13 protein-coding genes are annotated in these 13518 nt (G+C 56.4%); all 13 read left to right on the top strand.

What is annotated here, in order from left to right; all coding sequences use genetic code 11:
* Window positions 1-6: 6 nt before the first annotated feature.
* The 13 genes from ACI43T_RS04360 to ACI43T_RS04300 all read left to right on the top strand — a co-directional run bounded on the left by ACI43T_RS04360 (window position 7) and on the right by ACI43T_RS04300 (window position 13479).
* Window positions 7-1059, top strand: coding sequence for a Gfo/Idh/MocA family protein (locus ACI43T_RS04360; protein ID WP_405385643.1), 1053 nt, complete (start codon window positions 7-9; stop codon window positions 1057-1059).
* A 1-nt stretch (window position 1060) separates the two neighbouring features.
* Window positions 1061-2101, top strand: a complete 1041-nt coding sequence (locus tag ACI43T_RS04355; protein WP_405385642.1) for a glycerol-3-phosphate dehydrogenase/oxidase — start codon at window positions 1061-1063, stop codon at window positions 2099-2101.
* Window positions 2098-2679, top strand: a complete 582-nt coding sequence (locus tag ACI43T_RS04350) for an acyltransferase (RefSeq protein WP_009174614.1) — start codon at window positions 2098-2100, stop codon at window positions 2677-2679. The genes ACI43T_RS04355 and ACI43T_RS04350 overlap by 4 nt, the downstream gene beginning before the upstream one ends.
* Window positions 2680-2721: 42 nt before the next feature.
* Entirely contained in the window at window positions 2722-3807 is a 1086-nt protein-coding gene (locus tag ACI43T_RS04345; protein ID WP_405385641.1) for a DegT/DnrJ/EryC1/StrS family aminotransferase, read from the top strand.
* Between the two features lie 87 nt (window positions 3808-3894).
* Window positions 3895-5319: a lipopolysaccharide biosynthesis protein gene (locus tag ACI43T_RS04340; RefSeq protein WP_308022115.1), complete on the top strand. Its 1425-nt coding sequence runs from the start codon at window positions 3895-3897 to the stop codon at window positions 5317-5319.
* A gap of 19 nt (window positions 5320-5338) precedes the next feature.
* Window positions 5339-6517, top strand: coding sequence for a glycosyltransferase (locus ACI43T_RS04335; RefSeq protein WP_405385640.1), 1179 nt, complete (start codon window positions 5339-5341; stop codon window positions 6515-6517).
* On the top strand, window positions 6507-7805 hold the full coding sequence (locus ACI43T_RS04330) for an O-antigen ligase family protein (RefSeq protein ID WP_293276160.1): 1299 nt from the start codon (window positions 6507-6509) through the stop codon (window positions 7803-7805). Before ACI43T_RS04335 ends, ACI43T_RS04330 begins: the two co-directional genes overlap by 11 nt.
* On the top strand, window positions 7802-8878 hold the full coding sequence (locus tag ACI43T_RS04325; protein WP_405385639.1) for a glycosyltransferase family 4 protein: 1077 nt from the start codon (window positions 7802-7804) through the stop codon (window positions 8876-8878). The genes ACI43T_RS04330 and ACI43T_RS04325 overlap by 4 nt, the downstream gene beginning before the upstream one ends.
* Before the next feature lie 112 nt (window positions 8879-8990).
* Window positions 8991-10058 carry a glycosyltransferase family 4 protein gene (locus tag ACI43T_RS04320; protein ID WP_405385638.1) on the top strand — a complete coding sequence of 356 codons (1068 nt, stop codon included), beginning with the start codon at window positions 8991-8993 and terminating at the stop codon, window positions 10056-10058.
* A gap of 13 nt (window positions 10059-10071) precedes the next feature.
* A complete protein-coding gene (locus ACI43T_RS04315; protein ID WP_405385637.1) occupies window positions 10072-11244 on the top strand; it encodes a glycosyltransferase in 1173 nt (390 codons plus the stop codon).
* A complete protein-coding gene (locus ACI43T_RS04310; protein ID WP_009174622.1) occupies window positions 11237-11857 on the top strand; it encodes a sugar transferase in 621 nt (206 codons plus the stop codon). Before ACI43T_RS04315 ends, ACI43T_RS04310 begins: the two co-directional genes overlap by 8 nt.
* Entirely contained in the window at window positions 11841-12818 is a 978-nt protein-coding gene (locus tag ACI43T_RS04305; RefSeq protein ID WP_405385636.1) for an ATP-grasp domain-containing protein, read from the top strand. Before ACI43T_RS04310 ends, ACI43T_RS04305 begins: the two co-directional genes overlap by 17 nt.
* On the top strand, window positions 12805-13479 hold the full coding sequence (locus ACI43T_RS04300; protein ID WP_314105710.1) for an HAD family hydrolase: 675 nt from the start codon (window positions 12805-12807) through the stop codon (window positions 13477-13479). Before ACI43T_RS04305 ends, ACI43T_RS04300 begins: the two co-directional genes overlap by 14 nt.
* Window positions 13480-13518 lie beyond the last annotated feature (39 nt).

Genomic DNA, 13518 nt, shown 5'->3' with positions numbered 1-13518 from the left:
CTGAAAATGTTCGAAATTATCTCAAACCGCAAAATCAAATTCGCCCTGGTCGGCTGCGGCCGCATTTCCAACAACCATTTCGGCTCGTTCGAATCGCTGCAAGACGAGTGCGAACTCGTTGCCGTGTGCGACACCGATCCCGCCGCGCTTGAAGCGGCGGTCAAACGCACCGGTGCAAAAGGTTATGCCCGCTACGCGGAAATGCTGGCCGAAACCGATGCCGACGTAATCGTCATCACCACTCCGTCCGGCCTGCACCCCGAGCAGGCAGTGCAGGCATTGGAAGCCGGTTTTCACGTCGTTACCGAAAAACCGATGGCCACCCGCCTGCACGACGGCGAACGCATGGTCCAAGCCGCCGACAAAGCCGGCAAACGCTTGTTCGTGGTGAAACAAAACCGCCTGAACGCCACGCTGCAACTGCTCAAGCGCGCGGTAACGGAAAAACGCTTCGGCAAAATCTGCATGGTGCATTTAAACGTCTTCTGGACGCGCCCGCAGTCGTATTACGACCAAGGCAACGGTTGGCGCGGCACTTGGGAGTTTGACGGCGGCGCGTTCATGAACCAGGCCAGCCACTACGTCGACTTGATGGAATGGCTCATCGGCCCGGTCGAAGACGTGCAGGCGATGATTTCCACCCACCGCAACATCGAAGCCGAAGATACCGGCGTGATGAACATCCGCTGGCGCAACGGTGCGCTCGGCTCGATGGCCGTTACCATGTGCACCTACCCGAAAAACCTCGAAGGCTCGATTACCATTCTGGGCGAAACCGGCACGGTACGCATCGGCGGCATGGCGGTGAACGAAATTCAGGAATGGAACTTCGCCGACGAACGCGATTACGACGAACAGGTCAAAAACGCCAACTACGAAACCACTTCGGTATACGGTTTCGGCCACCCGCTGTATTACAAAAACGTCATCGACGTATTGCGCGGCCAAGCCGAGCCTGTTACCGACGGGCGCGAAGGCCTGAAATCGCTGGAACTGATTATCGCCGCCTACCTCTCCGCCCGCGACCATAAAACAGTGGGCCTGCCGCTGGTTTACTGATATGGAAATCGCCGTTATCGGGGCAGGCATCATTGGTTCGTGCACCGCATGGGCGGCCGCCAAACAGGGGCACCGCGTGGTGCTGTTTGAGCAGGACGCGCCCATGTCGCACACCAGCCAATCCTCGTCGAAGCTGCTGCACGGCGGCTTGCGTTATCTGGAGACCGGCCAGTTTTCATTGGTGCAGAAAGCCTTGCAGGCACGCCGCTTCTGGCTGGAGCAGGCACCGCAGTTCTGCCGTCCGTTGGAATTGCTGTTTCCCATTTACGGAAAACGCGGCCGTCCGCGCTGGCAAATCGGCATCGGCACCAAACTTTACGACATTCTGGCACGCGGCAGCGGCTTTCCCCGCAGCCGCTGGCTGGACAGGCAGGAAGTGCTTGCCCGCAATCCCAACCTGCTTTCAGACGGCCTCAAGGGCGCGTATTCGTTTTACGATGCCCAGATGGACGATTACGCACTCGGCCAGTGGGTCATCGGACAATGCCGGCAGTTGGGCGTAGAAATACGCGACGGCTGCAAAATCAGTTCGCTGGACACACTGTCGGGCTTCGACCGTATCGCCAATGCCGCCGGCCCGTGGGCGATGGATTTGCGGAAACTGCAAAACGGTACGCCCGCCTACACCATCGACTGGGTGCGCGGCAGCCATATCTTTATCGACCGGTCGCAGCCTCATGCGCTGATGCTGCCTATTCCAAACGAAAAACGGATTTTCTTCATCCTGCCCTACCAAGGGAAAACCCTTATCGGCACGACCGAAGTCCGCCAAGACCATCCGCAGGCGGAGAGGCCGTCTGAAAACGAAATCGGCTACCTGCTCGATGCGTACAACGCTTACCACCGCGAGCCTTTAAACCGGTCGGACGTCGGCGGCAGTTTCTCCGGCGTGCGCCCCCTGCTCAAAAGCGCGGCCAATCCCAGCGACGCCACCCGCGAATGGGCGTTCGAGCGCGTCGGAAACGTGCTGCACATTTACGGCGGCAAATGGACTACGTCCCAGATACAGGGCGAAGACGCCGTCAAGGAACTATTAAAATGACTGATTACACCGTCCACCCCACCGCCATTATCGACGAAGGCGCGCAAATCGGCGCGGGCAGCCGCGTTTGGCATTTCGCCCACATCTGCGGCGGCGCGAAAATCGGCAAAAACTGCTCGTTCGGCCAAAACGTGTTCGTCGGCAACAAAGTGACCATCGGCGACGACTGCAAAATCCAAAACAACGTTTCCGTGTACGACAACGTTCACTTGGAAAACGGCGTGTTTTGCGGCCCCAGCATGGTGTTCACCAATGTCTACAACCCCCGTTCGCTGATCGAACGCAAAAGCGAATACCGCGACACTTTGGTCAAAACCGGCGCGACGCTGGGCGCAAACTGCACCATCGTCTGCGGCACCACCATAGGCAGGTTCGCCTTTATCGGCGCAGGCGCGGTGGTCAATAAAGACGTGCCCGACTATGCCCTGATGGTCGGCGTGCCCGCCCGCCAAATCGGCTGGATGAGCGAATACGGCGAACAGCTCGAACAACTGCCGCTCACAGGCAGCGGCAAAGCCGTCTGCCCGCACAGCGGCGAAACGTATATCCTTTCAGACGGCATCCTCAGCAAAGCCTGAGGCCGTCTGAAAACCCCGTCCCCACCAACAACGAGAAACGTCATGCAATTCATCGACCTCGCCGCCCAGCAGGCGCGCATTAAAAAACAAATCGACGCCAATATCGAACAAGTCCTCTCGCACGGCCAATACATCCTCGGCCCCGAAGTGGCCGAACTGGAAGAAAAACTGGCGGCCTACTGCGGCGCGAAACACTGCATCAGTGTCGCCAACGGTACCGACGCGCTGCAAATCGCCCTGATGGCTTTGGGCGTAGGCGCGGGCGACGAAGTGATTACCCCCGGCTTTACCTACATCGCCACCGCCGAAACCGTCGCCCTGCTCGGCGCAAAGCCGGTTTACGTCGATATCGTCGAACAAACCTACAACCTCGACCCCGCCAAACTCGAAGCCGCGATTACCCCGCGCACCAAAGCCATCGTGCCCGTATCGCTCTACGGCCAGTGTGCCGATTTCGATGCGGTTAATGCCATCGCCGCCCGCCACAACCTGCCCGTCATCGAAGACGCGGCGCAGAGTTTCGGCGCATCGTACAAAGGCCGCAAATCAGGCAGCCTGACCACTGTTTCCTGCACCAGCTTCTTCCCCAGCAAACCTTTGGGCTGCTACGGCGACGGCGGCGCAGTTTTTACCGACGACGACAATCTGGCCACCGTCATCCGCCAAATCGCGCGCCACGGCCAGGATCGCCGCTACCACCATATCCGCGTCGGCGTAAACAGCCGTCTGGACACGCTGCAAGCCGCCATCCTGCTGCCCAAACTGGCGATTTTGGAAGAAGAAATCGGCCTGCGCGGCCGGGTTGCCGCCGTTTACGCGCAGGAACTGGATAAAGCCGGTATCGCCGCACCGTTTATCGAAAGCCACAATATCAGCGCGTATGCCCAATACACCGTGCGCGTGAAAAACCGCGATGCCGTTCAGACGGCCTTGAAAGCGGCAGGCATCCCGACCGCCGTCCATTATCCGATTCCGCTCAACAAGCAGCCCGCCGTCGCATCCGATGCCGTGCTGCCCGTGGGTGATTTGGTGGCCGAAGAAGTCATCAGCCTGCCGATGCACCCGTATATGACGGAGGAACAGGTGCGGCAGGTAGTCGGCGCGCTGGCACAGGCATTGTCCCGATAATCTTCCATACGCGGTTTCAGGCCGTCTGAAAAACAACGGTGCGCCGATACCGGTTTTCAGACGGCCTGAAAGTCCGCAACGCTCCGCATGAATATCAAAAAATTACTCGGCTATGCCTTGGGACCCATCGGCAGCGCGGCCGCCAGCGCAATATCGCTGCCGTTGATTTCGTGGTACTTCCCCGCCGACGACATCGGCCGCATCGTGCTGCTGCAAACCGTCTCCGGCCTGATTCTGATTGTATTAGGGCTGGGACTGGACCAGTCGTACATCCGCGAATACCATGCCGCGCCGGACAAATCCGTGCTGCTGAACACTGTGTCGCTGCTGCCGTTGCTGCTGTCTGCGGCCTGTATCGCGGGCATACTGCTTGCCGCGCCCGCGATGCCGTCTGAAATGATTTTGGAACTGAAACAGGCCGATTTGGGTGTATTGTGCGTCGTCTTTATGGCCGCGCTGGTGCCCGCGCGTTTTTTGTCGGTCGTCCTGCGGATGCAGGAACGCGCCTATGCGTTCTCGTTCAGCCAGCTTATGCCGAAACTGCTGATTTTGGTGCTGGTGGCCGGTTATATGCTGACCGGCGCGGCAAACAGCACCTTCAACCTCGTGGCCGCCTACGCCGCCGCGCAATGGCTGGCACTGGCGGTATTGTCCGTGCAAACCCGCCGCGATGCGGCCCGCGCATGGAAAGCGTATACCGACCCCGCGCTATTGAAGGAAACATTGAAATACGGCGTGCCGCTGGTGCTCGGCGGACTGGCCTACTGGGGGCTGACTTCGGTCGACCGCCTGATGCTCAAACAGTACGGCAGCCTCGCCGAACTCGGCATTTATTCGATGGCCGTCAGCTTTGGCGCGGCCGCACTGATTTTCCAGAGCATTTTCTCGACCATTTGGGCGCCGATGGTGTTCAGATGGGTAAACGAAAACGAAAACCTCGACCGCATCGCCAAAATCGTCCCCCCCATGCTGGCGGCCGCCGCGGCAGTATTATGTCTCGCGGGTATTTTTTCACCGCTGATTCCCTTAATCCTGCCGAGTAAATATGCAGCCGTGCAATTTATCCTGTTATCCAGCATACTGTTTCCGTTGCTCTATACCATGACCGAAGTAACCGGCATCGGCATCAACGTCAGCAGGAAAACCTGGCTGGTAACGGTCATTTCTGTGATTGCGCTGGCGGCCAACTTCGCTTTGTGCCGCCTGCTGGTACCTGCGTTCGGCGCCAAAGGCGCAGCCGCCTCCATGGCCGTGTCGTTCTGGCTGTATTTCGCGCTGAAAACGGAAGCGTCGGTTTTGCTGTGGCAGAAACTACCCCGAACCAAGATTTACGGCACCACCCTGATTTGCCTGTTTTCCTGCCTCGCCTATACATTCTGGGGCAGCAGGGGCAATTATCCGCTGTTTGCCGCCGGCTGGGCAGCCGCGCTGGCAGGAATCGGATTTGCCTACCGGACGCAACTGGTTCTCTTGGCAGAACGCATCGCAGGCCGTCTGAAAAAAGCGGCCTGACAAAAGTTTAGAGAATAATATGCATGTTTTAATCATCCCTTCATGGTATCCCGAAACGCCCGAAGACATTGACGGTATCTTCTTCCGCCTTCAGGCGCAGGCCTTGCAGCGCAGCGGCCTGAAAATAGGCGTAACCGCGCCGGTTTTCCGCTCCATGCGCGGCAAACCGGCCTCCGTCGTCAACGGCGGCTACGGCATCCGCAGCTATACGGAAGAAAACATCCCGACCTATGTCTACAAAAGCATGTATTTCTTTCCGCGCCTGCCCTATCTCGACCGCCACCGCTGGGTCGGGGCGGGATGGAAACTGTTCGAACGCTATGTGCGCGACCACGGCACCCCCGACATCATCCACGCCCACAGCATGAACCACGCGGGAATTCTGGCGCAGCAGATTCACGAAAAAACGGGCATTCCCTTCGTGCTGACCGAACACAGTTCGACCTACGCGCGGAAACTCATCCGCAACTGGCAGCGCCCCGCCATGCTGCGATCGGCGCAGCAGTGTTCGGCGCGCATCGCGGTCAGCAAAGATTTCTGCCGCCTGCTGGAAACCGAATACGGCGGACTGGACTGGCAATACATCCCCAACAGCCTGTCGCCCGCCTTTATCCGTCCCGTGGATTTGGCAAACAAACCGAAAAACGCCGATTTCACCTTTTGCTCCGTCGCCCACCTCAACTATAATAAAGGCTTCGATATCCTGCTGCCCGCGTTTGCGGAAGCACTGAAAACACATCCCGACCTGAAACTGAAAATCGGCGGAACGGGATTAATCGCCTCGCAACTGCACAACCTTGCCGCCGAGCTGGGACTGGAAAATTCGGTTGAGTTTTTGGGCGGGTTGCAAAACGACCAAGTGTTGGATTTAATGTTCCGCAGCGATGCCTTCGTGCTGGCCAGCCGCAACGAAACCTTCGGCGTCGTCTTCATCGAAGCCTTGTCGCAGGGGCTGCCGGTGGCCGCCACCCGCTGCGGCGGCCCGCAAACCATTATCAACGAAAACAACGGTATCCTCGTACCGGTCGGCGACGTGCAGGCATTGGCCGGCGCGCTGGTATCGCTGTATGAAAACCGCGGCCGCTACGATGCGCAGACGCTCAGGGTCGACTGCTTGAGCGAATTCGGCGAAGAAGCCGTCGTCAGACAAATCACCGCTGTTTACAAAACAATACTCGGAGGGACCCATGAAAGTTAGACGCCTCCACCTTTATACGGCCTCCCTGTACATCATGTTGGCCGCCTATATGACCGCTCCGGCCATCTCCTATAAAATCGGCCTGCCGCGTATCGACAATTTCCTGACGGTCGGCTTCATCCTGTTCAGCCTGATTGCGGCCGTTACCGAACGCAGGCGTTATCCGGCCAAGGCCGCCCGCCCGATGCTGCTGGTCGGGCTGATGGCGGCATGGGCCAGCCTGCACCTGATTATCACCACCCTCAGCGCCACCCGTTTTGCAGATTTGATGTTTTTCCTGGTCCTCCCCAGCCTGATGTACATCATGTATCTGGTCATCCGCTACCATAGCGATTCGCTCGGTTTCATTCGGCGATTCCTGACCGTATTCGTCTTATTCGTCGCCCTGCCGCCTTTTGTCGAACTGCTGACCGGCATCCAGCTCACTACCGCGTCCGGCGAAGAGCTGGCCATCGAATCAGGCGCGGTCAAAGGATTGTTCTTCAACCCGAACAATTTGGCGACGGCGGCGGTCTGCTTGGCGCCTGCGGTTCTGTTCTTCTTCAATATTTCCGTCGAGAAGGCCAAGGATTCGCTGCACGGCTGGATATTGTTCGCCCTATTGGGGGCCGCGATTTTCCTCAGCGTGTCCCGTACCGCCATCGGCTGCTACCTGGTTCTGCTGGCCGCCTACCTGATGTACCGCAAAAACGGGCCGGCGACCGTCATCACGGTTTCCGCAGCGGCCTTCCTGCTTTCGATGCTTCCGCAACAGGCTTTGCAGGAATTTCTGCTTTCCCTCAACAACAATGAATTTCTGGAACGCTTTTCCAGCCGTCTTTATCTGTTCCTTTACGATTTCGGCAGCGACAACTCGGTTTCCTACCGTCAGGAAATCTACAACTACTTTGCCGACAACCCGCCCCTGCTCTTGACCGGATACGGCCCGAAAAACTTTATCGGCTATTTCGGCGGGCATTTGAGCTACGATTTGGCCTTTGAAAACCCGCACAGTTTCCTCATCGAACTTTATCTGAGCTTCGGTATCGTGTCGCTGTTCGCATTTGCCGCTTACGTATACACCTACTGCAATACCATCGTTTTGCGCAAGCGGCTGGACAATCGCGCCAAGTGGGTGTCCGTCCTCGCTATGGTCATCTTCATTATCGCCGGCTTTATTCCGTCGTCCATCCTAAGGCTGCCGTTTATCTGGCTGCCCTGCTTCATGATTTTGCTTTATTCCGTTTTGAGGCCGTCTGAAAAAATCCGGCCCGCTCCTTTCCACGCAGCCACCCGACAGATATCATGAAGATCCTCCTGTCCACCTCTATGAGCGGTCTAGGCGGTACCGAACACGCCACCTACCGCTTGGGAAAACTGCTGTGCGACAACGGTCACGACGTGCACCTTGCCTCTTCAGACGGCCCCTTGGTCGAAGATGCCGTAAAAGCGGGCATGACATGGCACCGTATCGATTTTTACGACAACGCCTTTACCCATCTGAAAGGCATGTGCACATTCACCAAGTTGCTCAAACGGGAAAAACCCGACATCGTCCACTGCCAGATGGCGCGCATCGTTCCCGCCTGCGCCATCGCCGCCAAATTGGCCTCCTCCCGCACCAAAGTGTTCTGGCATTCGCGCGGGCTGGTCGGAAAGACCTACCCCAAAGTGGTCAAATTCTTTACCCGTCTCGGCGTTTACGCCATCGCCAACTGCAAAAACGAACGCGACAAGCTCTTACGGCTGGGTTTTCCGCCCGAACGGACCACGTTCACCTACAACGCCCTGCACAAAGTCGATTATGTTCCCGAAAAAACGCAAAAAGACTACATCCTGCTCGGCACGCTCTCGCGGCTGGACTACCTGCGCGCCGTCGACCAGACGCTCGACGTCTTCAAAATCCTGATCGACCGCGGCCTGCCCGTGCGGCTGCATGTGGCCGGTATCGGCGAAGATTTGGATGCGCTCAAACGGCAGGCCGAACGGCTGGGCATAGCCGACAAAGTAACCTTCCTCGGCGGGGTGCGCAACCTGACCGAATATTTCAAAGAAGTGGACATTCTGCTGAACAATCCGCGCTGTCCGGGCGACAGTTGCGCCGGCGTGGGCAACAACGTGCTGGAAGCCGGCCTGTACGACACGCCCGTCGTAACCTACAACATGGGCGGCATCAAAGAAATGGTGATCCAAGGCGAAACGGGCTACTGCTTCCCGTTGGGCGCCGCAGAAGAATTTGCCGACGCGGTGGAAATGCTGGTGAAAGACAAATCCCTGCGCGACAGGATAGGCAAGGCGCTGCACCGCCGTGTGGCGCATCTGTGTTCCGACGAAGAAATCTACCGTACCACTATGAACGCTTACAATATGGAGGCCGTCTGAAACATTCGGCGGACTACACCGTGTTTCAATTTATGTTTATTTACACATGGCATACGCACTTTTCGTTATTGTTTCCGTCTAATTGAAATAGACAAGTAGAAAACTATCATCTATGAAAATCATCATCACAACCTCTATGAGCGGACTGGGCGGCACGGAACATGCGGCCTTCCGGTTGGGCAAACTTCTGAACGGCCACGGCCATGATGTCGTTTTGGCCTCTTCAGACGGCCCTCTGGTCGCCGATGCCAAAAAAATAGGCATCAGATGGTACAACATTGATTTTTATGGCGGAAAATTAAGCTACTTCAAAGGCATGACGGCCTACGTCAAAATGCTCAAAACGGAAAAACCCGACATTATCCACTGCCAGATGGCGCGTATCGTGCCCGCCTGCGCGGTGGCTGCCAAAATCGCCTCGCCCAAGACCAAAGTGTTCTACCACGCGCGCGGCCTCGACCCCGAAACCTATCCGAAAATCGCCAAACTGTTCGACCGCCTCGGCGTCTATATCATCGGCAACTGCAAACACGAGCGGGAAAAACTCATCCGCTACGGCTTTCCCGCCGAACGTACCGCCTACACCTACAACGCCCTGCCCGAACAGCACGACGGCCCGGACAAAACGCCTAGGGACGAAGTCATGCTCGGTACCCTCTCGCGGCTGGATTCCGTGCGCGCGGTCAATCTTGCCATCGATTTCCTGAAAGTCCTGCTTGACCGCGGCCTGTCCGTGCGCCTGTCGGTGGCCGGCATCGGCGAGGAAAGCGACAACCTCAAAGCGCAGGCGGAACGCTTGGAGCTGGCCGACAAAGTCATCTTTCTCGGCGGCGTGCGCGATTTGAGCGCTTATTTCAGGGAAGTCGACATCCTGCTGAACACACCCGTCCTTATCGGCGACCACGGCGCGGGGGTCGGCAACAACATCTTGGAAGCCGGCCTGTATGAAACCCCCGTCGTAACCTACGACGTCGCCGGCGTATCCGAAATGGTCATCGACGGTCAAACAGGGTATTGTGTCACGTTTGAAGACAAAGAACGCTTTGCCGACGCCGTAACCGATTTGGTTAGAAACCCCGGCCTGCGCCGCCAGATGGGCAAAGCGCTGCACGACCACGTTACCGCGCTGTGTTCCGACGACGAAATTTACCGCGCCACCATGGCTGCATACGAGATGTGAGGCCGTCTGAAAAATGAACATCACCATCGTCGCACCTTATTGTTCGCTGCCGTCCGAGCCTCATTTCAACCGCTTCTGGTATCTTGCCGAGCTGTTGTCGCAGTCTCATGACGTGCTGCTGATTACCAGCAATTTCAAACACTACGACAAATCTTTCAGACGGCCTCAAGACGCTGAGGCTGCCTCGAAAGGTCGTCTGAAAGTCATGCTGCTGGAAGAGAGCGGCTACGGCAAAAACGTATCGCTGGACCGCGTCAAAAGCCATCATGTGTTCGTCAAAAATTTTGAGCAATGGCTGAACAACTGCCGTCCGGGCGAACAAGACGTCGTCTTCTCCGCCTATCCGCTGATCGCCACCAACTTGCTTTTGGGCGAACACAAAGCGCGTTTGGGCTACAAGCTGATTATCGACGTGCAGGACGTATGGCCTGAATCCTTCTCCTCGGTCGTGCCGTTTTTGAAAAAAATCCCGCACAACCTGCTGCCCTTCTCCTCCCGCGCCAACCGTGCCTACCGCTACGCCGACGCATTGGTTGCCGTGTCGCAGACCTACCTCGACCGCGCTAAAGAAGCCAATCCGAACGTGCCCGGCGAAGTCGTCTATATCGGCGCGGATTTTCCGAAACTCGATGCCGCGCCGGCAAAAGACTTCGGCGACAGCAAAACCCGTTTCTTCTACTTGGGTACGCTCAGTTACAGCTATGACGTGGAAACCGTGTGCAAAGGCGTTCGGAAACTGTTGGACGACGGCGAAAATGTAGAGCTACACATCATGGGCGGCGGCCCCGATTTGGACAGGCTCAAACAATACGCCTGCGACGGCATCAAGTTTTACGGCTACATCCCCTACGCCGAAATGATGTCGGTCGCCAAAGGCTGCGACATCTCCGTCAACGCCATCCATTCCTACGCCATGCAGTCGATTACCAACAAGCTGTCCGACTATATGGCATTGCAAAAACCGATTTTAAATAGCCAGGTCAACGACGAAGTTGCCGAAGTCCTCACCCTGCTGCCGCACGCGGACTACCGTTCCGGCGATGTGGACAGCTTCGTCCAAGCCGCCAAAGACATTCTGGCGCGCAAAAACGACCCCGTTCAATCCGACGAAATCGTCCGCCGCTTCAAGCGCGACGTGGCGTATCAAAAAATCGTCAACCTGATTGAAAGATTAGCCCATGAGTAAATTCTTCAAACGCCTGTTTGACATTATCGCTTCCGCATCGGGGCTGATTATCCTGTCGCCTGTATTTTTGATTCTGGCGTACCTCATCCGCAAAAACTTGGGCGCACCCGTGTTCTTCACCCAAGAGCGGCCGGGCAAAGACGGCAAACCGTTCAAAATGATCAAATTCCGCTCCATGCGCGATGCGGTCGATAAAGACGGCAACCCGCTGCCCGACAGCGAGCGGCTGACCCCTTTCGGCAAAAAGCTGCGTGCGGCCAGCCTAGACGAACTGCCCGAATTATGGAACGTCCTCAAAGGTGACATGAGCTTGGTCGGCCCGCGTCCGCTCTTGATGAGCTACCTGCCGCTTTACAACGATTTCCAGTTCCGCCGCCACGAAATGAGGCCCGGCGTTACCGGTTGGGCGCAGGTCAACGGTCGCAATGCGATTTCATGGGATGAAAAATTCGCTTATGATATATGGTATATCGACCATTTCAGTTTATGGTTCGATATGAAGATTTTGTTTTTAACCATTAAGAAGGTGTTTATTAAAGAAGGCATCTCAGCCGAGGGAGAGGCGACCATGCCTTATTTCACAGGAAACGATAGTAATGAGCAAAAAGGGTAACATACTAATTTTGTCCGCAGGAAGACGTGTAGAACTAATACAAGATTTTAAAACCGAAGCCGCAAAATTTTCAGACGGCATCAGAATACTAACCACAGATATGAATCCGCGCATGTCGTCGGCGTGCCATGTATCCGACGGTGCTTTCTCCGTGCCGTCGATACAGTCGGAAGACTATATCGACCGTATTTTCGACTTGGCCGTCGAGAAAGACATCGGTTTGATTATTCCGACCATAGACACCGAGCTGTACAAACTGTCCGAAGCCAGAACACGCTTTGAAGAAGCCGGTATCCATATCGTTATTTCCGATTCGGAACTGGTCGCCTTATGCCGCGACAAACGCAAGACAGTCGGGCTGTTTGCCCGCCACGGTATCCGCTCGCCCGAAGTTTACGACCGCAACCGTCTGGTTTATCCGTGTTTCGTCAAGCCCTATAACGGCAGCCGCGCCATCGGCGCCAGGCGCTTGGACCGGGCCGCCGACCTTACGCCGGAAATACTGGCCGACTCCAAACTGATGTTCTGCCAGTTGATAGACATCGCGGAAGAGTTTCAGGAATTTACCGTCGATATGTATTACGACCGGAAAGACCGTCTGAAATGCGCGGTTCCGCGTGAACGTTTGGAAGTGCGTACCGGAGAAGTCAGCAAAGGCGTAACCCGCAAGAACAGCCTTTACGGCCTGCTGATTGAAAACATGGCCGTCCTCGAAGGCGCGCGCGGCTGCATTACCGCCCAATTTTTCTTCAACGGGCGCAATGACACACTATACGGCGTGGAAATCAACCCCCGTTTCGGCGGCGGCTTCCCGCTGACCTACGCCGCAGGCGGAAACTACCCCGGCTGGCTGATTCGGGAATACCTGTACGGCGAAGAAATCCCGTTCTTCGACCGGTGGGAAAACAACCTGATTATGCTGCGCTACGATGCCAAGGTTTTAGTGCATGAGCAGGATTAATCCCGAACAAAGCGTCATCGTGTTCGATTTGGACGACACGCTCTACGCCGAATACGAATACAAGTGTTCCGGCATACGGGCCGTAACCGCCCTCGTCGCCAAACTTTATCCCGAGTTCGGCGAGACGGAACTGCTGGAAAAAATCGATGCGGACGGCAACGGATGGCTCGACGAACTCTGCGCGCTGTGCAACTTCAACAGCGAAGAAAAAAAGTCGCTGCTTTGGTATTACCGTCTGCATACGCCGGTTCTGACCCCGTATTGGCATCCGCAAAAGCTGGCGGCATTCATCCGCAGATTCGCCGCCGCCGCGCTGATTACCGACGGCAGGAGCCTGACCCAGCGCCTGAAGCTGGACGCGCTGGGCATCCGCTGTCTGTTTGACGAAATTCTGGTTTCCGAATCGTCCGGACAGGAAAAACCCGACGGCGGCCGTTTCTACTTGTTAGAAAAAAAATACGGCATGGACAAACGCTATATTTATGTCGGCGACAACATAAAAAAAGACTTTGTTACGCCGAAAAAAATGGGGTGGCTGACCATAGGGTTGAAAGCGGCTTCCCGCAATATCCACCCTAACAATCCGGCAGACTTCGCAGAACCGTTCCACCCACATCTTTGGATCGATTCCCTACCCGAACTTGCCGAGATAATCACATAATAAAAACAAAAACATACAAACTCAGAAGGAAGATACATG

The sequence above is a fragment of the Neisseria oralis genome (assembly GCF_045062685.1).
Lineage (GTDB): Bacteria > Pseudomonadota > Gammaproteobacteria > Burkholderiales > Neisseriaceae > Neisseria > Neisseria oralis.
The sequence above is the reverse complement of the archived record's forward strand: the minus strand, read 5'-3'. Positions and strand labels throughout refer to the sequence as shown.

Bases quoted from the DNA above. Each gene is read 5' to 3' on its own strand.
- ACI43T_RS04340 (WP_308022115.1), top strand. From the start codon at position 3,895: ATGAATATCAAAAAATTACTCGGCTATGCCTTGGGACCCATCGGCAGC.
- ACI43T_RS04350 (WP_009174614.1), top strand. From the start codon at position 2,098: ATGACTGATTACACCGTCCACCCCACCGCCATTATCGACGAAGGCGCG.
- ACI43T_RS04360 (WP_405385643.1), top strand. From the start codon at position 7: ATGTTCGAAATTATCTCAAACCGCAAAATCAAATTCGCCCTGGTCGGC.
- ACI43T_RS04345 (WP_405385641.1), top strand. From the start codon at position 2,722: ATGCAATTCATCGACCTCGCCGCCCAGCAGGCGCGCATTAAAAAACAA.
- ACI43T_RS04330 (WP_293276160.1), top strand. From the start codon at position 6,507: ATGAAAGTTAGACGCCTCCACCTTTATACGGCCTCCCTGTACATCATG.
- ACI43T_RS04325 (WP_405385639.1), top strand. From the start codon at position 7,802: ATGAAGATCCTCCTGTCCACCTCTATGAGCGGTCTAGGCGGTACCGAA.
- ACI43T_RS04355 (WP_405385642.1), top strand. From the start codon at position 1,061: ATGGAAATCGCCGTTATCGGGGCAGGCATCATTGGTTCGTGCACCGCA.
- ACI43T_RS04315 (WP_405385637.1), top strand. From the start codon at position 10,072: ATGAACATCACCATCGTCGCACCTTATTGTTCGCTGCCGTCCGAGCCT.
- ACI43T_RS04335 (WP_405385640.1), top strand. From the start codon at position 5,339: ATGCATGTTTTAATCATCCCTTCATGGTATCCCGAAACGCCCGAAGAC.
- ACI43T_RS04305 (WP_405385636.1), top strand. From the start codon at position 11,841: ATGAGCAAAAAGGGTAACATACTAATTTTGTCCGCAGGAAGACGTGTA.
- ACI43T_RS04310 (WP_009174622.1), top strand. From the start codon at position 11,237: ATGAGTAAATTCTTCAAACGCCTGTTTGACATTATCGCTTCCGCATCG.
- ACI43T_RS04320 (WP_405385638.1), top strand. From the start codon at position 8,991: ATGAAAATCATCATCACAACCTCTATGAGCGGACTGGGCGGCACGGAA.
- ACI43T_RS04300 (WP_314105710.1), top strand. From the start codon at position 12,805: ATGAGCAGGATTAATCCCGAACAAAGCGTCATCGTGTTCGATTTGGAC.